Annotated in this window: 25 protein-coding genes; 13 read left to right on the top strand and 12 right to left on the bottom strand. The window is 45.8% G+C overall.

Features of this window, described 5'->3' with window-relative positions; translation table 11 throughout:
• Positions 1 to 252 precede the first annotated feature (252 nt).
• The 3 genes from FO440_RS10200 to FO440_RS10190 form a co-directional block, all read right to left on the bottom strand.
• Positions 253 to 1,344: an AAA family ATPase gene (locus FO440_RS10200; RefSeq protein WP_144248084.1), complete on the bottom strand. Its 1,092-nt coding sequence runs from the start codon at positions 1,342 to 1,344 to the stop codon at positions 253 to 255.
• Between the two features lie 962 nt (positions 1,345 to 2,306).
• On the bottom strand, positions 2,307 to 3,968 hold the full coding sequence (locus FO440_RS10195; protein ID WP_144248083.1) for a UxaA family hydrolase: 1,662 nt from the start codon (positions 3,966 to 3,968) through the stop codon (positions 2,307 to 2,309).
• Between the two features lie 33 nt (positions 3,969 to 4,001).
• Positions 4,002 to 5,354: an alpha-L-fucosidase gene (locus FO440_RS10190; protein ID WP_144248082.1), complete on the bottom strand. Its 1,353-nt coding sequence runs from the start codon at positions 5,352 to 5,354 to the stop codon at positions 4,002 to 4,004.
• A gap of 182 nt (positions 5,355 to 5,536) precedes the next feature.
• Here FO440_RS10190 and FO440_RS10185 point away from each other — a divergent pair, with 182 nt between their 5' ends.
• Positions 5,537 to 6,403 (top strand): AraC family transcriptional regulator, encoded by an 867-nt coding sequence (locus tag FO440_RS10185; protein ID WP_144248081.1) that lies wholly within the window; start codon positions 5,537 to 5,539, stop codon positions 6,401 to 6,403.
• A 3-nt stretch (positions 6,404 to 6,406) separates the two neighbouring features.
• Here FO440_RS10185 and FO440_RS10180 read toward each other — a convergent pair whose 3' ends face one another.
• Positions 6,407 to 6,796, bottom strand: coding sequence for a hypothetical protein (locus FO440_RS10180; protein ID WP_246104202.1), 390 nt, complete (start codon positions 6,794 to 6,796; stop codon positions 6,407 to 6,409).
• A 191-nt stretch (positions 6,797 to 6,987) separates the two neighbouring features.
• On the opposite strand from FO440_RS10180, the gene FO440_RS10175 reads away from it, so the two are divergent.
• The 5 genes from FO440_RS10175 to FO440_RS10155 are packed head-to-tail and all read left to right on the top strand — an operon-like array spanning position 6,988 to position 10,218.
• Entirely contained in the window at positions 6,988 to 7,923 is a 936-nt protein-coding gene (locus tag FO440_RS10175; RefSeq protein ID WP_144248080.1) for a ring-cleaving dioxygenase, read from the top strand.
• A gap of 1 nt (position 7,924) precedes the next feature.
• Positions 7,925 to 8,548, top strand: a complete 624-nt coding sequence (locus FO440_RS10170; RefSeq protein ID WP_144248079.1) for an alpha/beta hydrolase — start codon at positions 7,925 to 7,927, stop codon at positions 8,546 to 8,548.
• 19 nt (positions 8,549 to 8,567) lie between these two features.
• Positions 8,568 to 9,158: a Crp/Fnr family transcriptional regulator gene (locus FO440_RS10165; protein WP_144248078.1), complete on the top strand. Its 591-nt coding sequence runs from the start codon at positions 8,568 to 8,570 to the stop codon at positions 9,156 to 9,158.
• A gap of 52 nt (positions 9,159 to 9,210) precedes the next feature.
• The gene (locus tag FO440_RS10160) at positions 9,211 to 9,927 is read left to right on the top strand and encodes a pirin family protein (RefSeq protein WP_144248077.1); all 717 of its coding nucleotides are present in this window, start codon (positions 9,211 to 9,213) and stop codon (positions 9,925 to 9,927) included.
• A gap of 3 nt (positions 9,928 to 9,930) precedes the next feature.
• On the top strand, positions 9,931 to 10,218 hold the full coding sequence (locus tag FO440_RS10155; protein ID WP_144248076.1) for a response regulator receiver protein: 288 nt from the start codon (positions 9,931 to 9,933) through the stop codon (positions 10,216 to 10,218).
• A gap of 158 nt (positions 10,219 to 10,376) precedes the next feature.
• Here FO440_RS10155 and FO440_RS10150 read toward each other — a convergent pair whose 3' ends face one another.
• Positions 10,377 to 15,947, bottom strand: a complete 5,571-nt coding sequence (locus FO440_RS10150) for a carboxypeptidase-like regulatory domain-containing protein (protein WP_144248075.1) — start codon at positions 15,945 to 15,947, stop codon at positions 10,377 to 10,379.
• A 377-nt stretch (positions 15,948 to 16,324) separates the two neighbouring features.
• On the opposite strand from FO440_RS10150, the gene FO440_RS10145 reads away from it, so the two are divergent.
• The 5 genes from FO440_RS10145 (at position 16,325) to FO440_RS10130 (ending at position 18,480) form a co-directional block, all read left to right on the top strand.
• Positions 16,325 to 16,561, top strand: a complete 237-nt coding sequence (locus FO440_RS10145; RefSeq protein WP_144248074.1) for a cytochrome b5 domain-containing protein — start codon at positions 16,325 to 16,327, stop codon at positions 16,559 to 16,561.
• Between the two features lie 92 nt (positions 16,562 to 16,653).
• Positions 16,654 to 17,295: a Crp/Fnr family transcriptional regulator gene (locus tag FO440_RS10140; RefSeq protein ID WP_144248073.1), complete on the top strand. Its 642-nt coding sequence runs from the start codon at positions 16,654 to 16,656 to the stop codon at positions 17,293 to 17,295.
• A gap of 83 nt (positions 17,296 to 17,378) precedes the next feature.
• Entirely contained in the window at positions 17,379 to 17,552 is a 174-nt protein-coding gene (locus FO440_RS24410) for a hypothetical protein (RefSeq protein WP_186292629.1), read from the top strand.
• 7 nt (positions 17,553 to 17,559) lie between these two features.
• Positions 17,560 to 18,240: a peroxiredoxin gene (locus FO440_RS10135; protein WP_144248072.1), complete on the top strand. Its 681-nt coding sequence runs from the start codon at positions 17,560 to 17,562 to the stop codon at positions 18,238 to 18,240.
• Between the two features lie 39 nt (positions 18,241 to 18,279).
• Positions 18,280 to 18,480, top strand: a complete 201-nt coding sequence (locus FO440_RS10130) for a hypothetical protein (RefSeq protein WP_144248071.1) — start codon at positions 18,280 to 18,282, stop codon at positions 18,478 to 18,480.
• Between the two features lie 68 nt (positions 18,481 to 18,548).
• Here the strand turns inward: FO440_RS10130 and FO440_RS10125 are convergent, their stop codons facing one another.
• From FO440_RS10125 to FO440_RS10100, 6 genes are all read right to left on the bottom strand, one after another.
• Positions 18,549 to 19,361, bottom strand: coding sequence for a glycerophosphodiester phosphodiesterase family protein (locus tag FO440_RS10125; protein WP_186292628.1), 813 nt, complete (start codon positions 19,359 to 19,361; stop codon positions 18,549 to 18,551).
• 687 nt (positions 19,362 to 20,048) lie between these two features.
• Positions 20,049 to 20,270, bottom strand: a complete 222-nt coding sequence (locus FO440_RS10120) for a hypothetical protein (protein WP_144248069.1) — start codon at positions 20,268 to 20,270, stop codon at positions 20,049 to 20,051.
• 5 nt (positions 20,271 to 20,275) lie between these two features.
• Positions 20,276 to 20,860, bottom strand: a complete 585-nt coding sequence (locus FO440_RS24405) for a hypothetical protein (RefSeq protein WP_186292627.1) — start codon at positions 20,858 to 20,860, stop codon at positions 20,276 to 20,278.
• A complete protein-coding gene (locus FO440_RS10110) occupies positions 20,844 to 21,323 on the bottom strand; it encodes an RNA polymerase sigma factor (RefSeq protein WP_144248068.1) in 480 nt (159 codons plus the stop codon). Before FO440_RS10110 ends, FO440_RS24405 begins: the two co-directional genes overlap by 17 nt.
• Before the next feature lie 307 nt (positions 21,324 to 21,630).
• The gene (locus FO440_RS10105; RefSeq protein WP_144248067.1) at positions 21,631 to 21,954 is read right to left on the bottom strand and encodes an RNA polymerase sigma factor; all 324 of its coding nucleotides are present in this window, start codon (positions 21,952 to 21,954) and stop codon (positions 21,631 to 21,633) included.
• A gap of 53 nt (positions 21,955 to 22,007) precedes the next feature.
• Positions 22,008 to 22,610 (bottom strand): cupin domain-containing protein, encoded by a 603-nt coding sequence (locus tag FO440_RS10100; RefSeq protein ID WP_144248066.1) that lies wholly within the window; start codon positions 22,608 to 22,610, stop codon positions 22,008 to 22,010.
• 133 nt (positions 22,611 to 22,743) lie between these two features.
• Here FO440_RS10100 and FO440_RS10095 point away from each other — a divergent pair, with 133 nt between their 5' ends.
• Both FO440_RS10095 and FO440_RS10090 read left to right on the top strand, forming a co-directional pair.
• Positions 22,744 to 23,535, top strand: a complete 792-nt coding sequence (locus FO440_RS10095) for an SDR family NAD(P)-dependent oxidoreductase (protein WP_144248065.1) — start codon at positions 22,744 to 22,746, stop codon at positions 23,533 to 23,535.
• Positions 23,532 to 24,422, top strand: coding sequence for a glycoside hydrolase family 130 protein (locus FO440_RS10090; RefSeq protein ID WP_144248064.1), 891 nt, complete (start codon positions 23,532 to 23,534; stop codon positions 24,420 to 24,422). Before FO440_RS10095 ends, FO440_RS10090 begins: the two co-directional genes overlap by 4 nt.
• A gap of 7 nt (positions 24,423 to 24,429) precedes the next feature.
• Here FO440_RS10090 and FO440_RS10085 read toward each other — a convergent pair whose 3' ends face one another.
• Positions 24,430 to 25,071, bottom strand: coding sequence for a DUF4396 domain-containing protein (locus FO440_RS10085; protein WP_144248063.1), 642 nt, complete (start codon positions 25,069 to 25,071; stop codon positions 24,430 to 24,432).
• Positions 25,072 to 25,109: the final 38 nt, after the last annotated feature.

Raw genomic sequence — 25,109 nt, 5'->3', positions numbered from 1 at the left:
ACTGCCGAAGTTTGTAACTTCGGACCAGCATGTTTATAGTCTGCGACTACAGGCGCAATGATGTTCAGGCCGCAATAGTTTAAAGACTATTTGCATAGTAGTTTGAAGTTGCAAACTTCAAACAGCATAGTAAATTTAAACGCAGTGCGTATAGCCGCGTTAACGATTGTAGCGGATACCGGCCTTGCGCCTAACGCCTTGTGCCCGTATGAGCAGAAAGCGTGGGCCGCAGGCAACGCCCTGATTAACAGATCATACCTTCTCCAACCTCCTCAGCAACCTTGCCACCGTACCTAACGAACTATTGGTTTCGGCGACTATGGCGCGCAGGCTCAGGCCCTGGTCATGCAGTTGGATAATGCGGTCCTCATTGGCTTTGCGTTGCTGCTCGGTATAATGCAATAGGTGGCGGGCCTCGGGTTCGCGGCCGCAAATGTCAAAATGCAGAAAGTTGTTTGGCTTTATCATGCGGCAAAGACAAACATTATCGGCACCGTGTACCTGCGTGCCGCTGCGTTGCTTTATTTGTTTAAGGTAACGCAGGCCCTTATCAGTTTGGCTTTCGCCAATGGCAAAGGCGCTATCTGTAAAGTTGATGAGCATTTTACTGCCCTGCAGATCGTTACGGCTAATGGGCCTGGCAGGGTTGCGCTTGGGCGTATGTGCCAGCACTAAAATGGACAGGCCGTATTGGCTTTTTATGGCCTGTAACTTGCTCATGAGCGCTACCGCGCTGGCGGCGGCTTCGGTACTGCTGCGCAGGCAGGTAATGTTGTCAATGATGAGGATACGGGCGCCGCTGGTTATCAATACGTTTTCGATAGCGTTGTTCAGGTAGTCGGCATAAGTGGCAAATTTGCGGGCGCCGTCAGCATCGGGGTTAAACACCAGGCGGGTAAAGCCGGGGCCAAAGCGGTAGTTACCCTGCAAATCGCTACTGTAGCGTTTTTTAAACTGGGCGGCGCTCAATTCAAAATCAAAATATAGCACCTTTTCTGCAGGGCGGTCGCCGCCAATACCGGGGATGGGTATGCCCCTGCTCAGGCTATCGCCAATTTGAACGGCAAGGATGGATTTGCCTACATTGGTATCGGCAAACATGATGCATAGTTCGCCCTGGTACCAAAAATCGCCAAAGAGCTTACCGGCATGGGTGTCGTTTTCGGTTTCGAGCCAGTCAGCAGCGGGTTTAATGATAAAGGCATCCTTACTGCTGGGTGGCCCCTGCAGGTATTTATCAAGCCGTTTATTTTCCCTGGCGGTTAATTTGCGGTGCGACATGGACCGAATCAACTCAATTTCGGCCGGCCGCTGAAAGGTTGGGTGTTCTTTGTAACTACTCATTTTTAAAGATTTTATGCAAGGTAATGAGGATAAAGATCTTTAATGGTGGCGGTGTTTTGTCAGTAGTGGGGTGAGCGTGCTTTCGTTCATCGTTCCTTTGCCTTACGCGCAAGGCTTGCCCCGCTATGGCCGCGGAGGCCTTTGTTCTTTTCCTTGATGAAAAGAACCAAAAATCAAGTCAGCAAAGAGGCTTCTTTTGCCGCACGGGCCCTTGCCCTGCAAAACTGATAAAACCACGGGCTGCATAATTTTGCCGCAACCGCTCTTGCCCAACGCTCATGGCAAAAAGACGCTATGCCCTTCCCGCCCGCAAGTCCAGCTTGTTTTATCAGTTTTCATCCGAAGCTTTTTTGCTGACGGAATTTCCGCAAAACCGAAATTTTTCTAAATATGAATGAACTTAATTGTGAGCTGCCCATATTTAATATGATCCTTGTCTTATACGTAAAGCCGTCATACGGGCAGCTTCGGGCGAAATCAGGTAAAACAAGAGGGGGAGTGCGGCTGCAAAGGCATTGGTAATTTTGCCTGAAGCGTAGGGTTTGCGGGAGCGACACCGGCGGCAAAAGGACCGGGCCTTAGGTTTCACCTGATTTGCAGCGCATAAGGCCAAGTGCGGCAGAGAAGCATCCCGGATGACTTGATTTTTTTGTTACTTTTTTCATCAAGGAAAAAAGTAATGGGGTTCCGCGCCCAAGAGCGGGGCAAGCCAGGCGCGAGAAGGCCTCAAAGCGATAGGGTTCGTTTAAATAAATACCGCGTCAAAACACTATTTTCCAAACTTATGGTGACACCATTTTGTCAGAAAATACCCTCGCCAAAAAATACTTATAAGTCAGAAAATCTGTACCAAACTGTACCATGAAAGCAATTCAACAAACACAGTTTATTAACTATCAGTAGTTTACAAAAACAGGTGTACCAAAGTGTACCATCGGGACACCTTCAGTTTGGCACAGCTGTTACAATGATACGCCGCGTTTCCACGGTATAAAATCGTCTTGTCCTAACTGTACAGACTTGGGTTGTACCACGCCGCTGGCTACGTCAATCACGTAGTTCAGGATACGCTCGCCAACCTGGTCTATAGTTTCTGTACCTTCTATGATCGTTCCGCAGTTAATGTCGATAATATCCGGCATACGCTGGAAAATGCGCGTATTGGTTGACAACTTGATAACCGGGGTAATAGGGTTGCCTGTTGGTGTACCCAAGCCGGTGGTAAACAACACCACATTAGCGCCTGAGCCTACCTCGGCAGTAGTGCTTTCTACATCGCTGCCCGGTGTGCATAACAGGTTCAGGCCCGGTTTGGTTACCTTCTCCGGGTAGTCCAACACGGCTGTAACCGGCGAGCTGCCCGCCTTCTTAGCTGCCCCTGCCGATTTGATGGCATCGGTGATCAGCCCGTCCTTTATATTACCCGGCGACGGGTTGGCGTAAAAGCCCGAGCCATCGGCCTCGGCGCGCGCATTGTAGGTGCGCATCAGGTGCATGAACTTCTGGGCGGTATCCACGTCGACACAACGGTCGCTTAGCTCCTGCTCTACCCCGCAAAGCTCGGGGAACTCGGCCAGTATTACACTGCCGCCCAGGCTCACCAACACGTCAGACACGTAACCCAGCGCCGGGTTTGCAGAGATGCCCGAGAAACCGTCAGACCCGCCACACTCCAAGCCAATACAGATCTTGGTGATTGGCGCAGGTGTCCGCTCTAACTTATTAGCCTCGATAAGGCCGGCAAAGGTTTGCTTCAAAGCCTCCTGCATCAGGGTGCTTTCCTTGCCTATCTTCTGCTGCTCCAACATGATAAGTGGTTTGCTGAAGTTGGGGTCGCGCTTCTTGATCTCGGTTTCAAGGATGCTGGCCTGCGCGTGCTGGCAGCCCAGGCTTAAAACCGTAGCGCCTGCCACGTTGGGGTGGGTAATGTAACCCGCCAGCAATCCGCACAAAGCGTCAGAGTCTGACTTGGTACCGCCGCAGCCCATATCATGAGTAAGGAACTTGATACCATCTATATTTTCAAACAGCTTCTTCTGACTTCTCTCTCCCGACTCCATTTGCAGGTCGGCATTCAGGATAGACTCGACCGAGTTACCCGCCTGGTACAGGTCTATCAGGCTGTCTACCTCCGTCTCATAAGTCTTAGCCTTGCGGAAACCCAGTTTCTCAACCAACGCATCCTTCAGTACCATGATGTTGCGATTCTCGCAAAACACCAGCGGTATCACCAGCCAGTAGTTAGCCGTACCTACCGAACCATCGGCACGGTGATAGCCTAAGAAGGTACGTTGTGCAAACTTATCAACCTCGGGTTTGTGCCAGTTTAGCTTGCGTTCGCCCAGTTTAAAGTCGCTGGCGGCATGGTGTATGTTGTCAACTGTTATAGCGCTGCCTTTGGCAATGGGCCCGTTTGTTTTACCCACCAGTACACCATACATATAGATCTCCTGGTCGGTGCCCAGGTCGGTCATGGTAAACTTATGTTTGGCGGCTACATCGGTAACCAGCGTTATGTTATCACCATCAAACGTAATGGTTGTCCCCGCAGGGAGATCCTGGAGGGCAACCAATACGTTATCATGCGGATGGATTCTTAAAACAGTTTCTTTCTTATCAGACATTGTATACGTTATATGTGATTTATGAGAACGGGGTTAAAGGCTAAGCTCAACAACCGGGATCTCATAAGGTGGTTTGTTTTTTGGCAAAGTTACAACCAAATCTGTATTATTTGCTTTACTTGCAATTTCTGAGTGATCATTTAAAAACTGCACGTATTTAACCTTGCCTGCATAGCCCGGTAATGTTAAAACGCCGTCGGCCGGGTAAGTGAATAAGTGAACATACAGCTTTTTGGTTTTGGGGTTATACGTTAACCTGTCACCCTCCGGCACGGCAAAGCTGCTTGGCGCGTAGGTACAGTTGTAAATAGACAGGTTGTTGGCGTGCATCCAGTATGCCATGGTATCCAAGGCGTTATTGGCACGGTAATCAAACTCGCCGCGGGCGGTTGGGCCTACGTTCAGGATCAGGTTACCGCCATTAGCTACTGAGGTGATAAGCAGATCAAGCAACTGACGGTGTGTTTTCCAGGTGTTCTCATCACGATAGTATCCCCATGAACCTGAAAACGTCTGGCAGGTTTCCCAGGTATGGCCTCGGTATTTCTCCAACTCTTTAGGGCTAACCTGCTCTGGTGTTTCAAAATCGGCGCCGTCTTTATATTCTTCAAGGTTAAGGCGGTTATCTACAATAATGCCCGGCTGCAGTTTCCTGATCAGCTTTAACAGCTCTACAGATCCCCAATCATCCTTACCTTTTCCTTTACCTTTTTCTTTGTTAGGGAAAGAGAAGTCAAGCCAAAGGATATCTATTTTACCATAGTTAGTTAGTAACTCTGTGATCTGGTTACGCATGTATTGACGGTATTTAGCCATATCACGGCCTTTATTCAACTTGTCGTAATGCTCTTTGCTTTTATCTTTTTGCATCAACGGGTGGATCTCGTCCATCACATAATCAGGATGGTGCCAATCCAAAAGCGAATAATAAAACCCAACCTTTAAGCCCTGCGCCCTGAAAGCATTTACATATTCTCGTACCAAATCGCGTTTGGCCTGGGTATTTGGTGCTTTGTAATCAGTATACTTCGAATCGAACAAGCAAAAGCCCTCATGGTGCTTGGTAGTTAATACCGCATATTTCATACCGGCCGCTTTAGCTTCTTTAGCCCATTTTTGCGGCTCGAACAGATCAGGGTTAAACGCGTCGAAGTATTTTTGGTAATCTTCATTGCTTAAAGCCTCATTATGCTTTACCCATTCATGCCTTGCAGCACCCGAGTAAAGGCCCCAGTGAATAAACATGCCGAAACGGCTGTCGGTCCACCATGCCATACGTTGCTGCTTTTGCGCGTCGGTTTCATTGCCAATCATTTTCTGGGCGTTAGCGGCCGAGAAACATAGAAGAAACATTAATAATGCTAATTGTAATTTTCCTGATCTCATATGGTTACATTTTTTGGTTAGCTGCCATAATTAATTTGATGGCTTATAATTCGGTTATATCAAAGAAAGCAGAATATGCCCTAAAAAAAATTTGCGTTATTGTCTAAATATTAATCAATTTTGGCATATTAAAATATTATACACTAATTTTAAGAATAAATTAGATAATATTAAAATCTCAAATGAAACCGCAGTTACTCAAAGTATCTAATGACCTGGTACACTCCTTCAGCTCAAGGCAGGATAAGGTGCCCTATGTGAACAATCACTGGCACTATCATCCGGAGGTGGAGTTGATCTATTTCAGGAAGGGAAACGGTACGCGTTTCATTGGCGACAGCATCCAGCATTTTCAGTCGGGCGATGTGTACCTTTTGGGTGCAAACCTGCCTCATTACTGGCGGTTTGACAATATCTATTTTGAGGACGAAGCCAACAACCACGCCGACGTAAGTGTGATACACTTTTGCGATAATTTTTGGGGAGATGGCTTTTTACAACTGCCTGAAAACACCGCTATCCGCAATATATTAGAGAAAGCTAAGCACGGTATTGAGATAACTGGTAATGAGCGCTCGGCATTAGGTAAGCTGATTGAAACTATTGTTTATGCCGAGGGCCCTAAAAAGATCATGTTGCTGATGGAAGCGCTGATGAAAATTGGCGGCTCAAAACAGATCAAAGTGATCTCATCAATAGGCTCGCGGATAGATTTTGCATCGTCAGAGAACGACCGCATTAACGCTATTTATAATTACTCGATAGCAAACTTTAAACGCAAGATCCAGATCGAAGAAATGGCCGAGGTGGCCAACATCAGCCCAAATTCGTTTTGCCGTTACTTTAAATCGCGTACGCGTAAAACTTACTCGCAGTTTATTAACGAGATAAGGGTTGGCCATGCCTGTAAGCTGCTGATAGAAAATAAAATGAACCTGAAGCAGATCTGTTACGAAAGCGGCTTTCATAACTTTACCAGCTTTCATAAATATTTTAAAAGCATTACCGGCAAAAGCCCGCTCATTTACCAAAAGACGGTTTTTAAATAAGATCTATTTGAGGTCCGCATCTTCCTGCTCCTTTTTTAGCTGCAGGCGCTCACGGTTTACATCAACCTTTATGAGGGCGAAAATAGCCATGTAAAAATTGGCTATCCAAACAATAGAAAATCCCGCCAGGACATAGCCCCGCCAATCGTCTATTAACAATTTGTAGCCGGTAAATACCAACATTAATATGGTTACGTAGTGGCTAAAGCAATACTCGCAAGTAAAAACGTAAAAGAACTTACGGGCCAGGATGGTTTTACCTTCTTTACTTCCCTTCACACAAAAATCACGCGGTTCCCTGAAAATTTCCTCGTGCGTAACCGTCCATGCAATACAAGCAACGGGGATAGCAACCAAAAACAACCAGGCAACCTGGGTACACAAGGGCATCATAAAATAGATTTAACCCATTGAGTACAATTGGGATGGGATATGGTTTTAGTTGGGTTGGTTGGTGGCCGTTACTTAACCTAATTGAGTAGTGCAACCGATGAGTCACCCTACTTTCATTTCTTATCCTACATCAAGTTTCCTGCTGCAAACTCACCGTAAATTTGTACTACAATCACTAAACAAATAAAGAAATGGAAAATCAAATTAAAGGCTTACACCATATAACCGCCATTGCCGGTAACGCAAAACGCAATGTTAAATTTTATACCGATACCCTGGGTTTACACCTGGTTAAAAAAACGGTAAACTTTGACGACCCTAATACTTACCATTTATACTACGGCGATAAAACAGGCGCGCCGGGTACAATATTGACCTTTTTCCCCTGGGAGGGCATAAGCGCGGGCCGTCGCGGCGCACGCCAGGCTACCGAGATCGGTTATTCTATTTCGCAAGGCAGTCTTGATTTCTGGTTGAAACGGATGGATGATCATAACATCATCCACAATAAAGTGGCCGAAAAATTTGGCGAGCAATACCTTACCGTACTTGATCCCGATGGCTTAAAACTGGAACTTACCGTTGCTAAAAATGCAGACAACCGTTTGCCATGGGAAACAACCGAAATAAAAGCTGACAACGCCATTAAAGGCTTTCATAATATCACTATAACCACCAATAAAATTGAGCCTACTGCCAGGATCTTAACCGAAGTATTGGGTTATAAATTATTGGAACAACACGTTAACCGTTACCGTTTTGTAACCGACACCGTCGAAAATGCAAATATTGTAGACTTGGTTGAAGTTGCAGGCGAGATTGCCGGGCATGTAGCCGGCGGATCCGTACACCACGTAGCATTCAGGGTAAGCGACGAGAAAACATTAATGGAATACCGCGAAAAGATAGCGGCGCTTGGCTTACACATTACCGACAAGATAGACCGTAATTATTTCTACTCGCTTTATTTCCGTGAACCGGGAGGCGTATTGTTTGAAATTGCTACCGATAACCCGGGTTTCGCGGTTGACGAACCTGTTGACGAGTTGGGTACACATCTGATGCTGCCACCACAGTATGAAAGCCGCCGTGCCGATATTGAACAACAATTACCTCAATTATTTTAATATGTACACGCATCAAAAAAATATAATAACCGCCGGCGCACCTTTGGCCAATGCCAAAGGCGCGCTGGTTATGCTGCACGGCCGTGGCGGTACAGCGCAAAATATCATTTCGCTTGCCGGCGAGTTTAACCTGGAAGATATAGCCATCATAGCCCCGCAGGCAACAAATAACAGCTGGTACCCATACAGCTTTATGTCGCCGGTTGATGAAAACCAGCCTGCTTTAGATTCGGCTTTGCAGGTAATTGGCGAAACAGTTAATGACATCCTCGCCGCAGGCATTAACGCAGAAAATATTTATTTCGCGGGCTTCTCGCAAGGCGCTTGTTTAACGTTAGAGCATGTTACCCGTAATGCACAGCAATATGGCGGTGTGGTAGCCTTTACAGGCGGATTGATAGGCCGGCAATTAGCCCTCGAGAATTACAAAGGTAATTTTAACAATACCCCGGTATTAATAGCCACCGGCAACCCCGACCCGCATGTGCCGCTAAGTCGTGTGGAAGAAAGCGCCGCTATTTTAAAAAGCATGGGTGCTGATGTTACGGTTAAAGTTTATAGCGGCCGCCCGCATACCATAACCCAGCCCGAAATTGACCTGGCAAACACATTGATATTTGCTTAATAAGCTGTACTTTCGGGTAATGTCCGCCAACTTAATTATTGATAGCATTACCCGTCATGTACAGCTTTCGGCTGATGAACAGCAGCATTTTTTATCGCTGCTAAAACCCAAAACCTATAAGCGCAAGCAGTTTGTTTTACAGGATGGCCAGGTTTGCAAATACTCTACCTTTGTAACCAGTGGTTGCCTGCGGGGTTTTACGGTAGATCAAAACGGCTTTGAACACGTGCTAAACTTCGCGCCTGTTGGCTGGTGGATAGCAGACATGTACAGCCTGCTTACCCAAAAGCCGGGCATTTTAAATATCGAGGCGTTAGAGGATACCGAAGTGCTGCTGTTATCAAAAGCCGACCAGGAAAAACTGTACCACGAGATTCCCAAGTTTGAACGCTTCTTCAGGATAATTACCGAGAATTCGCTGGTTTCTTTTCAGCAGCGGTTGATAGATAACTTGAGCCTCACGGCTGAGGAACGTTACCATAACTTTTGCCGCCGCTACCCTACCCTTATTTATACGCTACCCAAAAAGCAGATCGCATCATACATAGGTGTTACCCCCGAGTTTTTCAGCCGGATGCAGCATAAAATGTTGCTTAAAGACAAGAAGTAATTTCTTGACCTACATTAAGTTTTACGGGCGAAACACTCCGTAAATTTGTACTATGGCACAGACAATATATCACGCGGCAAATACCCGCGGCAAAGCCGACCTGGGTTGGCTAAAAAGTTATCATAGCTTCAGTTTCGGTGATTATTATAATCCTGAGCGCATGAATTTTGGGGCGCTGCGTGTTTTAAATGACGATACCGTTGACGGCGGCAAAGGCTTTGGCGAACACCCGCATGATAACATGGAGATCATATCAATCCCGTTAAAGGGTGGCTTAAAGCATTTGGACAGCATGGATAACGAAGCAGTAATAAGCGACGGCGATATCCAGGTGATGAGCGCAGGCACGGGTATTTTTCACCAGGAACATAATGATGACCAGCATGATGCCGTGCAATTTTTACAGATCTGGGTGTACCCTAACGTTTTGAACGTTGAACCAAGATATGACCAGCTAACGTTAAATAAAGCCGACAGGCATAATAAATTGCAACAGGTATTATCGCCAAATAAGGACGATGCAGGGGTCTGGATCTATCAAAACGCATGGTTCCACTTAGGCGATTTTGATAAGGGGCTGAATACCGAATATCAATTAAAAGCAAAAGGCAACGGTGTATATGTTTTTGTATTAAGCGGATCAATAAAAATTGACGGCCAAATTTTAAATACCCGCGATGGCTTTGGCATTTGGGATACCGATAAATTCAATATTGAGGTACTGGAAGATGCCGAGTTTTTATTAATGGAAGTACCAATGACTTTCTAAAAAATGGAAAAAGTTGAAATACTGGCCGTTGGCAAGCACCCGGAAATAATGAAGACCGTTTTAAGGCTCATCAACTCAAAACCTGAATGGAACGGCACCATAGCCAATTCGACAGACGAGGCAGTTGCCTTAAGTCAAAACACTGCCTTTAATGTTGTGCTGCTGTGCGCGGGATTAGATGAGGTTGAAGCACAACAAATAAAGGCGCTTTTTAAAATACCCGTAGTACAGCATTACGGCGGTGGCAGCGGGCTGCTGTTTGCAGAAATTTACCAGGCGCTGGACAATTAGACTAACTGCCCGATAAAGCGTCCACGCTTTATCGAAACACAAATGCGAGCGTCCACGCTCGCAAATTATATACTGATCATGCATAAATGACGAGCGCAGACGCTCATCATTTATGCTGTAAAGCGTGGACGCTTTACAGGACATGGGCCATCAGTTATTTAATTAATTGTTGCCGGTTGGTTCAATTTTAAGCTGCCATCGCCAATGCCGCCGTTACCATCTACCCCTGCCACTTTAACGGTGTATTTTTCTTTAATGTCTGATGTGTAAAAAGAAACCTTAGCCTTGCCGTTCTGGTCGGTAGTAATATTTGGCTCCCAGTATAGCGTAGGGCGGTAATCAGGCACTTTAACATTTGATATCACATTATATTTAGGGCTATAAAACTGCTGCGGATATAGTATAGGCAACGGGCGGTAGGTCACGGTGCCGGTTTTTGGCGATTTGTACCAGCCGTTACCATTAATGGTAGTTATTACTATCCAGGGGCCGTCAGGGTATCCTTTTGCTTTTAATCTTTCGCGTAACGGAGTGCTTTCTATCACTTCCAATCCGCTTAAAGTAGCGATCTGAAATTGGCTCACTTCATCTATCATTTCCTCTACCGAGTAAGGATCATCCATAGTTATAGGCAGTTTGCTGCCGTCAATTGTGACAGTGCAAGCCTGGCCATTAATTTTCATCGCAGCGAAGCCATCCCTGGTGCCTGCACTGCCGGGCGTTATTGCTTTGGGCGCTTTTAGTTTTACCAGGTTTCCGTAGGAATCATGGTTGCTTGCATTATTGGAAATATTAAAACCGGGCACTTTTTGCCTTAACAGATCATACAGGTTCATAGTGCCCGATTGTTTGATGTCCTTTTCAGTATAGGCAAAGTCAGATTCGCCCGCCCCCAACGGATTGTATGTATTTTTTATGATAGTTTTTGCCTTGATATTGACTTCTTTTAACACCCTGCCGGTAAGTTTTATATTGGCATCATCTGCCGCCTGGGCTTTCCGCATTGCATAGTTTATCTCGGCAGTGTCGGCATTTACATACCATGGATTTTGTGATCCCCTTAAACTTTCGGGCACAACGGGAGGTTTAAATTTATCAACGGTGATAGCGCCAAATGACATTTTTTTCCCGCTCTTGTTGTTGGCCTGTATAAAAAAGGAACCTGAATCTATCTGGGGCAGTTTTTTGAATGTATAAATACCTTTTTCGTCGGTATTAGTAGTTGCAATAAAGTTTGGTTTTTGTGATGATATGAGCACCTGCGCGTTGGCAACCGGCTTATTGAATAGATTTGATACCCGGCCGGTTACTTTGAACTCTTTTTCCGCTTCAAATTGTACCGGTTTTGCAGGAGCAAAAATGTCTTTCCAGTCATAACCTGTCCAGCCTTGGGTAAGCATCAGGTTATCCAGCGCCTGCCATGCACTTTTATCTGTCCTGGTGATATAATATCCCGGCGATTCGATATGTCCCCTCAGTTCAGAATTGATCAGCAGGCTTGCAGCTATGCCGTTATTATCCAAACTATCCGGTTTTAGCTGTGAATCGTCGGTTACAGCCAGCGAGAAACTGCCCTGCACCGGGATACCGCTTTTGTCTTTTACTTCGATGTCCAACCCAACGCTATCTCTTTTTTGGTAACCGGTTTTATTTGATGTGATCTTAATGCTTAGCTGATCATGATTATCGATAAATACCGCGCGCTCATTTAATGGTGTTTTGCCTTTAAAAAAGGTGAATTTTACTACACCTGTCGGAAACAGCTTTTTGTCGACCGTGAGATCTGCCTGGTTCAACGCCACCTGTTGCGTGTAATATACCACACCTCTTGACATTCCTAACAGGTAACAGGCGCTGTCAGCTTTCAAATCTTTTAATCCCGACAATGCTATTTTTATCTGGCCGTCGCCTTCCGGGTTATCAATATGCATAACCGTTCCGGCAGGATTTACTTTCGGGAACCAGAATTTTTTGGTGGTTTGCGCGTCTAATTTGGCGCTGTACGTTTCGTTAGCGGCCGGTGTAAACTCGAATGAGCCCATGCCTTTATAAAGCGTTGTAAAATGCGCTACCTGGTTGCCTTTACTATCATAAACACCGCCTGCTACAGAGACGCCGGTGCCATCCTGCCCAACGGCCTTAAATCCGACTACCGATTTTAAACCCGCAACCAGTTTACCGCTTTCGGGTAAAAACTGCAGATCTATCTTTTTATCAAGGTTAAGGTTTAAAGGTACCCGCAGCACGTTTCCGCTATCATCTTTTTCAAGCGGGGTTATAGTAACTGTTAACAAGCCTGTTTTGGCTTTTTTATCAAGCTCCTGGCTAAATTTAAGACTGCCGTCAATACCTGTCTGCATGTTTTCTTTGTAGATGTAATATTCGTTTCTGTACAATGAATCACGGCTCTCAAATATTTTCACCTGTACTTTGTGTACGGCAACGGGGCTGTTAAGCTTGTCTGACCGGTTTAGTTTTATTTCTACCTGCAATTGATCTTTATCGCCGGCTGGCTTAATCACCGCGTTTGATTTTACAAGCCACCCGGCCTGCGTTGGTAAACCCAGGTAAAATCTTTGCGTAAAGAAATAATCGTCGCCGAAATTCTGCATCCAGTTAGTGTAGGCACGTATAGTATAGCCTCCCGGATGAAAAATTTTCTTTGGTAAGGGTATCTGTCCCCAGCCCAATCCATCTTTTATGGGGATGCTTATGCGGCGCGCCACTACCACCGTATCATCAATAATATCAACATACAAAAACTTACTTAATTTAGAAGGTGCAAGGCTCGCCCCGTCCACCAAATAACTTTTAAACCAAAGCGTATCATCAATATTATAGTATGATTTATCGGTATGCAGGTAAACCTTCTCAACCGGCAGGCGCTTGTTCAGATTATCCAATGGCGTTGTTATCAATGATAAACCTTTATCGGCAGAAGCGGTTAATGCAGCGCCTGCGCTGCTTACGGTAGCCGCCTGGCTGCCATCAACCGTATAATGAAACACCTGCCTGCCCAGCTCGCCGGCGGCGTTGATACCCTCTACCACCACGCGGTAAGTGCCCGGGCCGTCAGCATTAAAAAAGTTAAATGTTCCTTTGCCTGATATATCGGTTTTCAGGTATGGGTTCCAGAAAACGGTGGTGCGCAGATCAGGCAGTTTGGCCGCATTGCCCGGCCGGTCATAACGCGGCGAATAAAACTCGCGTACTTTGTTAAAACCTTTAGGGATAATGTTGGCTATGTTGGGGTTATATTGTTTACGCGTGTAACCCAGCTTGGTCAGGATCAACACATATCCTGCACTATTGTCACCAGGCCCGCGCAAAAAGCTAAGCATAGCCTGGTTGGTTCTTACCATTTCTATCTTGGCCACATCTTCCGGCATTACACTTCCTTCCAATATTTCCGAGATCTCGTCGGCATTGGTTATCTTTCTTCCGTCAAGAATAAGTGATATCGGACTTCCAGATCGCAGCTCTTTTAGTGTGGTATAACCCAGGTTGGATGTTACACTTACGCCGGGTAGCCTGGCCTGTAAAGCCATTCCCAATGTAGTATAATCATCAGGATTAGGGATAGTAATAACCTGATCCGCCGATCCTTCAGGTATTTTGAACATGCCTTGCGGAGTGATACCACTACTCGCTTCTACCTTTTTGGCATTGATCCGTACCTCCCTTAACCGGTGTACTTTATCTAATTGCCCTGTTTGTTCGTAAATATCATCTTCCCTTTTACCCATATCGAGATAGGTTTTAAGCGTAGCGCTGATATTGGTACTTACATCCGGATAGTTGGGGTTAATATTCCTTTTTACCGTCGGGGTAGTATCTAAGGTGAGAATTACCCTATCGCTGTTTTTGGCAGTGCGGGCTTGTATGGTAATTTTAATACTGTCGGTAACAAACAAACTATCAAATTTAAACCTGCCGTTTGCATCGGTAGTGGTGCCCTTAGTAACACCGGCTTTTAAAGCCATGAGTATTATATTGGCATTTGCCAGTGGTTTATGGCCAAGTGTAGTTGCAGTGCCCGATATCTTGCTACCCCATCCCTCAACCGCGAATATAGGTTTTGTACTTACCGTGTTATTTAAATCTTTCCATTCAAACCTGCGGTAGCCTTGCGTAAGCATCAGGTTATCCAATGCTCTATCGGTTTCATCATTATCGTTGATAAAATAGTAGTTGGGCTTTTCTACATACCCCTTAATGTCTGAAGTAAGAAGGATATTTGAAAAGATGGTGCTCTCGGCGCTTTCGTCAACAGGCACCTTGCTTTCATCTGTAACCGCTACAGAGAAGTTACCGAACGTAGGTTTGCCTTTGCTGTCTTTTGCTTCCAGGTCCATCAGTACATGTTCCTTACTGCCATAAGTTGTTTTAGCGGTACTGATAGCCAAGTGCATTTTGTCATTTGCTTTAATAAAAGCTATCCGCTCGTTCAACGGCTCGTTATCGTTGCCAAAAAGCGTAAACTGGGCGATACCGCTTGGAAAAGATTTCTTCTCTAACCAGATGGATGTAAGTACGCCATTTATCTTTACCGGCGCGGCAAAAATGGTTTCGCCACTGCTGTGAGCGATGAGATTTACTGTGCTGTTCAGCTTATTTGCCGAAGCGTGGATCCTGACCAATACACTGTCTTTATTTGGCTGATATACGCTCAACACATAACCGCCATCTGCCGCCCCGGGCAGGGCAATATTTTTTGTGGTATTATCTGCAAAGGTGATATTGGCCGTATAACTTTTACCTGCTTCTGGTTTTAACGAGAAGCTGCCCATGCCGGCGTGCAGGGTTTCAATGGTAGCCACTTCCTTATTTTCATTGTCGGTGATCTTACCTTTTATGGCTGTGCCCAGTCCGTCAATCCCTACAGCTTTAAAAGCAACTCTTGAGGCTATACCATTTACCAGGTTACCGCTTTCAGGGAAAAACTGTACATCGGTTTGCAGTAAACCGGCCTTGATGGGGAAATCACGGTACAAAGGTTGCTTATTTGATCCCTGTATGCTGGTATGGATATAAGAACCCGCCAAGTCGGTATGTTTATCATTGCTTATCTTTATCGGCACGTTACCCGATGCATCCGTTTTTACATTCTGCGACCATACTGCTTTCTTACCTATCATGATGGTATACCGCACATCACGGCCTGCAAGGGGTTTACCCTGGTCGTCGGTGTAGTTGAGCATGGCTGTCAATACCGATTTACCTGCTTCATCTTTATACCTGTAATCTGCCTTGGTAATAATATTATTGCTCAACAGGTCACCCACGGTAAAGGTATGGTCATAAAAATATTCAGGCCCGGCATTGCGCATCCACTGCGTATAGGCACGAATACGATAGCTGCCTTGTTTCAAATCATCGCTCAAAATAAAATCGCCCATCACCATGCCCGAGGTTACCGGCAGTTTTAATGACCGCACCAATGAATCCTGCTCGGTGATCAGGTCGACATACACCGCACCGCTCAGTGCCGAAAGCTGATGACGGCTACCGATGGTGAGATAACCTTTGAACCAGATAGTATCGCCCAGGGCATAATAAGGTTTATCCATGTGCAGGTATACTTTTTCCTGCGGGATGCTGTCCGTCCAGTGTTGCAAAGCCGTTACAAGCTTATCAATGGGTTCATCCCCCTTTCGGGTAAAGGCAAATAGTACAAATAGAGAAAATAAAAGGCAGAGCTTTACAGGTAAAGTGATAAATGTTTTCATAAAATAGGTTAGATAGGTTTAGGCTTAGGGTAGTTCTAAGTTAACAATTAGTTTTTTAGTTTTAATCAAAAATTTATCACAAACTAAAAAGATTTGGAAACTAAAATTACAATAACCTAATATACAGACATTTATACAATTTTTAGCTGTAAATTTACTGACTTATCCTTTGTTTCATTTTGTACCAATTTGTATCATCTGTTTTTAGCAAATCATTATTTTTCAATTAGTTAGTAAAAAACACTGTACCAACTGTTCCATCTGTCACACATTCGCGTGGAACAGATGAGACAAGTTTGTTTGAATATTCAAAGCACACGAGCGGTTTTGCGGGCGGCCCGGATTATGTATTTTTGAAGACAAACAAATAAGCTGCAATGACCGATCTGCCTGTATACACCAAATCACAACTGGCCCTGCGCAACGGGCAGGACAAGCCCGAGGTTTGGATAGCCTACAAGGGGCTGATATATGATGTTACGCGCAGCCGCCTTTGGCGCAATGGCAAACATTATGAGCACTGGGCCGGCCAGGACCTAACCCACGAACTTGGCGACGCGCCACACGACGAATGGGTGTTTCAAAACTTTGACGCGATAGGCAGATTGCCGTAAAGACATGTTATCAACGTCGCCAGGCATTATTATATCATGATACAACCATCATCTCTAAAATTAACTATATTTAGATTCTAAAAAGCCTGATCATGATTGATGTTAAGTCTGCCTTTAATAAATTCGAACCGGTGTTTGAGCCTGCTTTGCTGGTTGAGATGGAAACCAATTCCATGCTGATGACTGTAAAGGCAGGTGATACCATGCTCAACCCCGGGCAAACTATCCGTGCTGTACCGCTGTTGCTTAGTGGTACCTTTAAGGTAAGCCGGGTGAATGACGAAGGGCAGGAGTTGTTGCTGTATTATGTAAAGGAAGGTGAAAGCTGTGCTATGACATTTACCTGTTGTATGATGTCGCATTTTAGTATGATCAAAGGCACAGCCGAAGAAGACAGCGAACTGCTGTGCGTGCCTGTGAATATGATGGATGGTTGGATGGCAAAATACCCTACCTGGAAACGCTTTGTGATGTCGACCATATTGAGCCGCTTTACTGAGATACTTAAGAGTATTGATGATTTAGCTTTCAAAAAACTGGATGACCGCCTGATCAATTATCTTAAAGAGAAATCAAAGGCAACAGGCACCTCACTAATCAATCTTACCCACCAGCAAATTGGTGACGACCTTGGCACTAATCGTGTGGTTGTATCACGGTTACTGAAAAAGCTCGAGATGGACAATAAACTACTGCTTTACTATAATCAAATAAAACTGCTTAGCGAATTGTAACTTTTGTTACAAGGCTTTGTATCCTTTGTTACAAAATCTGCCCTGCTGCCTGTTGCATATTTGTTGTATCAAAACAACAGGCAATGAAAACACAGGGTAGTAAAATAGCAATTGTATTTAATGTATTACCATTAACCGGCAACAAAGCCGTTACGGTTATCTGCATACCTATGCTGATAAAATCCTTTCGTTCTATTGGTTCTGTTGATCTTTTTTCATGCAAAGTTGATCAAATCATTTTTAACCATTTAAACTAAAAACATCATGAGTATCAGATTAAACGACACCGCTCCGGATTTCCAGGCAGAAACCACAGAAGGCACCATCAATTTTCACAGCTGGATAGGTGATGGATGGGCAATCCTTTTTTCTCACCCTAAAGATTTTACACCGGTTTGCACCACCGAGTTAGGCTACATGGCCAAGATAGCCCCGCAATTTCTGCAACGTAACTGCAAAGTTATAGGGCTAAGTGTTGATCCGGTGGACAGACATGCCGAATGGGCAAAAGACATATTGGAAACGCAAGGTTATGCGGTAAACTATCCTATGATTGGCGACCCTAACCTTACTGTAGCAAAATTGTATGATATGTTACCTGCTGACGAAGCCGGCACATCAGAAGGCAGAACTGCCGCGACTAACCAAACAGTACGATCCGTTTTTATTATTGGCCCCGACAAAAAAATCAAACTGATGCTAACCTATCCAATGGCAACAGGCCGCAATTTCGACGAAATATTACGCGTATTAGACTCGCTACAACTCACAGCAGGCTACAAGGTTGCCACACCGGTAAACTGGAAGAATGGCGAAGATGTGATCATCGTTCCGGCAGTATCAGACGATGAAGCAAAAGAAAGATTTCCTGACGGCTGGAAAACCGTAAAGCCTTATTTACGCATAACAGCACAACCAGGCAGCCGCGAAACGCTTATGAACTAAATTGGGTAACAATATCAATTAATTTAAAAATTAAGTATTATGGAAGCTTTAACTTCAATGCGTATATGGTTTGCTATGATGGCTGCTATGTTATGGGCCGGTATTTATATCACAGGTTTTACTAACGCAAGTTGGTTGTTGTATGTACCGGCGACAGGGTTAATGATAGCATTGGCGATGGGCTTTTGCCCTGTACAGAGAATGATTGCCAAAATGTTGGGCGAAGGGCAAAGAAAATAATATAGCGGCCTGTCTACAACCGAATGTATAAAACAAAGCCCCGCGAAAAATGCGGGGCTTAAAACCCTTTATCTAAGCCCGTTCTTTTTCAAATACTCAATAAGCGCCGCAGGGTGATCGGTTTGCAGGCCGCGGAATCCCATTTTTATCGCGGCAGCCCAATTATCAGCTTCATTAGGGCTTTGAATATCCGGCCATGCCGGGATACCTGTCTTTACTGCTGCCTGAAGAACAGCAGAAGTGTAATCGCTGTAATCGCCATCTAACAAAGCAACCGGTGTTGCCAATAAAAATTTATTCAGATCGTCCGCGGTTTTCACGTCATTCGGCAGGCTTAACATCAATGGCATTTCAGGCGCTATTTTTCGCCAGTCGGTATATTGAGAAGGTGCATTTATATATACAATAATCTGATGTTCCATGCCGTACTTCTTGATCATTTGGTATGTTTTCGCTACATCAGCGCTCTTATAATCAAGGTAAATATGTATTTTATTACGGCAGGTTTTCAAAACATCTTCAAACGTAGGTACCGGGTATTTTTTAGTTGAATCTTTGGCTTTGTCGATAATACTTAGGCGTGACAACTGGGCGAATGTAAGGTCGCTTACTTTACCTTTACCATTGGTCATCCGGTCTACGGTATTATCATGCATAATTACCAGCACGCTGTCTTTAGTAGTACGCAAGTCAATTTCTACATAGTCTACCGTATTTTTTATAGCATGCTCAAAAGACGCGATGGTGTTTTCAGGCACTTCAACATGGTCGCCACGGTGAGCGATCACGATGAACTTATGCTTGCTTTTGGGTAATGGCATTTGCGCGTTGATTTGACAATGGCAGATCAGTAAAAGTGCGAATAAGGCAACTGTTTTCATGTCGCCGAAATTAGTAAGTATTTTCAGGCAAGGTGTTAAGCAAAAATGAAGCTTTTGATTACTTGCGGCGGGTTGGCTAAGGGAATAAAACAAACAAGCCGACATTTCTGTCGGCTTGTTTACTCTTGCTCCCCACGTTGTGCGTTTTGACCAAAATTTCATCGATCAATTACGCGTTTTAAACAAACTGGGGCAGAAATCAAAACCATAGTGGTGAAATATTCGAACCACAATATAATAGATGACCTAACAACTCTTTTTTAGATCGGTTGAAGATACGGGTATTTATTACAACAGGTCAATGTTACTGATTAAAATGGGGATTAATATAAAGCAATGTTTCGAAATGTCCGCACACGAAGATCACTGGCAAAGCAGGTGATCTTCATGTAATCTTGGTGTATACACGAAGGCCCGCGCAAGGTATTTTCTTTTCAGCCAGGAGCGTCGCAGACAATATCAGCGTATTCTCCACATACAGGAACGGCTCATGGCGCGGAAAGGACACAAATAGGCGGTTCCCCGCCGGTGCGATCTTAGTGCCAATGCACTGGTTTTGGCCGAAGCTGGCCACCTCCATCTAAACGGTGGATTGCGCCTGACTGATCTTATTCATTAGTAGCATAACGGCAAGCAAAGCAATTGTTCTCATATTGAATAAACCAATAAAACCCGCGCAGGTTTGCATCAAGGTAGCTCAGGAGCTGAAGTTTGACATATCTTTTTCTTTTTATAACGGTCTGCTTTGACGAGCGCCATAAATTCCAGTGCAAGGCCAAGGCCGCTCAAAAAGCCTTTGAGGGCATCGGGTAAGGGGATGAACCGACTGATCATGGGCGTACCGGTGGTCAGTAATAAACCGGTAACGATCAGCAAGAGTACAGGTTTTGAAAAGCGGGGTTGTTTCATAACGTTTATTTAAGTTGTTGATTGATTTTTTCCAGGCGCTCCTCCAGCGCATCTAGCTTTGCCGCGTTCTTCTGATAGTTACGCGGCCTGATATAAAACCATAGGAAGGCCAGGTAGGCGATCAGCGCGGCATAAAGCGCGATCAGCCAGCCGCCCTGTTTGCTGACGGGCTCATAAAGGTATGACAGCCAGCCGGCGGACAGCAAGACCATGATCACGCGCATGGTTTTCTGGTAATAGCGCTGCTGGTTCTGGCGGGTCTTTTCGATAAAGGCCAGGAACTCGGCATTACTGGAATCCGCTAGTTGATAGAAACGTTTGAGCGAGCGGATATTGCTTGCCGAAAGCAACAGGCAAGCCGACATCATCAGGCTTCCGCCAATATAGGTGCTGAGCATTTGAAAATGCCCCAGGATAATAGCGAACAGCATGATGGCGGCGAGGATAAGCGAGAAAGCGATCACCAGCCATTTATTGCGTAACTTCTGGCTGCGGAAGCGCTTTACCAACCGCAGCATTTCGCCGGCCCCCGGCAGGCGATCCGTCTTAGCCGTCTGCCACAGTAATTTCAGGTCATTCAAATTGTCCATGGGCTTTAAATTTTAAGCTGAGTTTTTCCTTGATGCGGTGGATCCTTATCCGGATATTGCCATGGCTGAGGCCGACGATGGCAGCGATCTCCGCTTGCGGCAAGCCTTCCAGTTCCAGCGAGATAATGATACGCTCGGTCTCCTCCAGCTCCGCGATACAATGGTACAAAAACCGGAGCCGGGCTTCCTGCGAAAACTCAGCGGTTTGCACCAGGTCAGCTGGCAGCTCTTCCTTTGGCATCCGTTTGGCCACTTCCAGCGCCCGCAGGCAATGGTTAGTGGCGATCCGGAAGATCCACGTGCCCAGCTGCGCCTCCTGCCGGAAGCCGGGCAGCCCTTTCCAGACCGAAATAAAAGTTTCCTGCACCAGGTCCTGCGCCTGCGCCGGGTCATTGGTATAACCCAGGCAAACGCGGTAGATCTTCTGCGCGTAGCGTGAGTATATTTCCTCGAAAGGGGTCATCTAGGGTCTTTGATTTGCCGGGTTGGATACGGACTTTTCCCTAATGTTACAAAAAAACGGAAACAAGCTGGCAGCTTCGCCTGTTTTTCCCGCCTGAAACAGGTCTTATTATTTGGCGATAGCCTGACCGGGGGTTACCGGCTGGACAAAGGCGAGGCTGCTGGCGGACCGGCTGGGCTATGATCAGCGAGGAAGGGAAAGTACTAAAACGCAGTAAGGAAATACTTATTAAACCTCTAACTCAAAGGCTGGTAAATGCGATATTGCATTTGCCGCTTCGGTTACATCTATTGCCATTTCCCTGGGATCAGGCTAATTTAAATTCCAAAATAACAGATTCGGTCGTTTCCGTTTTAATTACGGTGGTTTGCTGCAAAGCTAAATTTTTAGCGATCCCTAACATCCAGGCCAGCAATGGCGTCTCGTGTTCGTTATACTGGACGGCATCGTCCCATATTTGATGAAAGGTTTCCTCGAGCAGGGTGTCGGTCAGCTCCCGGTCCCGGACGATACGAAAGATGGCTAAAGACAATACCTTCGCGTACTGATCATACAAAGCCTCGGCACCGACACGGCTTTTAGCTCGTATCGCTTTCAATAAATTATCGTTGGAAAGTAGAATCGAGGCCATCCTGTAGGATTAAAAGATGATGAATTGAAATGCACGCCAAAAGTATGCCATGTTTAGAACTGGTGTTGCAGGATCGCCACCACATAAGGCGAAAGAATTTTGATGTCGTGGCTGGTATGTAAGGGGATATCCAGGTAATCGCCTGCATGGAGGGTAAACACCTCTTCGCCAACGGTACAGGCGCAAGAGCCTTTCAGGATAAAGAAGCTTTCCGCTACCTCTTCGTGCACTTCTTCAGGTACATTCAATTTGGTGATAACCAGCGTTTGGGCGATCTGCTCATTTTGCAGCAGGACCTGCGCAAAAAAATCATCAAAGGGTTCGGCTGGAATCAGATGCGCTACGGCTTTCAGCCAGCTTTCATAGTTCGAAAATTTGCTGGTCGGCGGCAGGTTATCCAGACTGATGCTATCTTCCGCAAAGACCGCAGACAGTATCCGGTTTCTTAATTGCGGGCGCGGCTGAATCGCCTGGCTCAGCGCAAATTTTTTAATAGTCTGCTCAATCTCTTTTAGTTCAGAACTGATTTCCGGATGCAAAAGCCGCAAGGCCCGAATTTCGTTTCCAAGTTGGGCGTTGAACAGCTCGAAACAATATTGCTCAAGGTTGCCATTATTGATATAAGCGTTACAATCCATCGGGTTAAATGTACTCATTATAGTCGACAATCGTTAAACGCGTTTACAATCAGCGTAGCTTTCAAACATACTGTCAGGATATTTTGCCAAAGTAAAACTATTGTTTTTGCCGTTTGTCATTAAATCAATGTCCCTGTTCTAATAAACGTTCATGAAAAAAAATAAACAGTCGCCGCTCAGCGGCAAAATTGCCGTTGTGACCGGCGCTGAATCCGGGATCGGACAGGCCATCGCAGCGGAATTGGCACGTTTAGGCGCCATCATCGCGATCAATTACTACAAAGACGAAGCGGCTGCTTCAAAAACGTTGGCATTAGTAAAAAATAACGGCAGCGACGGTATCATCTATCAAGGTGACGTATCTGATTATCAGCAGGTGCAAGAGCTTTACAAAAAGGTCGTCAAGGAGTTGGGTACGCCTTATATCCTGGTCAATAGCGCCGGGATCAATTCTTCCGGTATTTATGCCGTCGATATGCCGGTCGAGATTTTCGACCGTACACTAAAAACCGATCTGTACGGCACGTTTTACCATTGTAAGGAATTTATCGCCATCCGGAAGGCCGCCGGCGGGAAAGGCAAAATCGTCAACATCTCTTCCATACACGAAGATGTGGCGCATGCCGGCGGAGCGGAATACTGCGCCAGTAAAGGCGGCGTCCGCAACTTGACCCGGGTGCTCGCGCTGGAGATAGCATCCCTGCAAATCAATGTTAACAACATTGGCCCAGGGATGATCCTCACCCCCATGAACCAAAAAGTCATGGACGACCCGAAAGCCTTAAAAAAGGCCGTCAAACATATCCCGCTGGAGCGGGCCGGCAAACCTGAAGAAGTGGCCAAACTGGCGGCCTATCTCGTATCTGAAGACTCGGCCTATGCTACCGGCCAGACTTTTTTTCTGGATGGCGGCTTAAAAATCAATATCGGACAGGGGGCATGAGTAATTATAGGTTGATCAAAACAGAGGTGCTCCAACTGGAGTGCTCGATTCCGCTCAGGGGGATGTATAAATTAAGTCCGTTCGTTTGGAAAGAAAAGGACTTGTACCGGATGCTCGTGCGGGCCGTCAATCCTTCTGATGATCCAACCCAGCAAGTCGCCCGCATTTTTTACGGCGAGTCCAAAGATGGTCTAAATTTCAAGATGGATGACGGACCGGTGATCGCGCCCGGAATACTGGAAATCAGTAAAGATGGCGTTGAAGACCCTACCGTCGTTACCACTCCTGACGGTTACTTGGTTTACTATACCGGCTGGAACCTGACCAAACAACGGGGTGAATTGATGCTGTCAAAAGGCGAAACACTTCACGGATTACAATACAGCGGCGAAGCCCTGATCTCACATGAAGGCTATCGCAACCCCAAAGAGGCGACCGTTGCGCAACTGAAAAACAAACGCTGGGCGCTCTTTTTTGAATTTGCCAGGGATGGCCATTCTAAACTGGGCAAAGCCACCAGCGCCTTTCCGGAAGGCCCCTGGAACATCGACGAAGAATTTTTAAAGGCACGCGAAAACTCCTGGGACTGCTATCATTTAAGTACCGGGCCCATGCTGCAGGATTCTAAAAATGAGACGGTCATGTTTTACAATGGCGCCAATCCTGATGCCCACTGGCGTATCGGCTGGGTGACCATGGACGATGACGGGCATATCAAAGAGCGTTGCATAGACCCTTTAATCACCCCACCGCCGAATGAAGGCGGGGGTGTGGATATCGCTTTCGCGGCTTCAGCCATACTACATGACGAGCATACGATTTGGTTATATTACAGCCGTGAAGATACCGAGCCCTTAAGGGCACTCGTCGAGCTAGTAAACGAATAACAGCCGGTCACATGGCTTCTTTGATGCCTTTTTTGATCAGCCACCAGTTCACGGGATAGGCGGTCAAAAAACCGAACAACATAGCGATTTGCATCATAAACCAAAAAAGTGGTTTTGTCACGGGAATCCGGTGACCGAAAATGACAAAAAAGCAAACCGCCATCCAGCCATACATACCGATCTGCCAGCAGGTGAGCGAAAGCGTATCGGCCTTTAAGGCGGCTACCAGCGCATCCTTCGCAGCGATCTTGCGCATAGGCTTAATGGCATAATATTGGAAAATTATACCGATCACAAAAGCGAAAACAAAGTCGATCGTCCAGGTGCCCGCCAGCTTACTGCCAAAAATGGTGACCGGCAGCATCAAAAGAAAGCCTTCGGCCATTACATCGCCCACCGTGCAGCCGCTTCCGCAATGAAGCGCGCCTATCGCTACGCTTTGCCAAAAAGGCTTTTTTCCCGGCTTCCGGCCTATTTGGTAATAAAACCACACCGCCAGGGGCCCGGCATATAGCGCCGATAGCGGGTATACGAAATTCATGACCATCATAGGCTGCCGGTGTCCGCTAAGGATATCCAAGCCGATAATTAGGGCGGAGATCAGCCCAAGCGCTAAGAAAATGATCGGAATAATGGCTAAATAATTCATCGCGGGCCGATTTAACTGATCTGATGACAATGAAAATC

The organism is Mucilaginibacter corticis, assembly GCF_007558865.1.
GTDB lineage: Bacteria > Bacteroidota > Bacteroidia > Sphingobacteriales > Sphingobacteriaceae > Mucilaginibacter > Mucilaginibacter corticis.
Note: the sequence above shows the minus strand (reverse complement) of the source record. Positions and strands in the feature narration are given on the sequence as shown.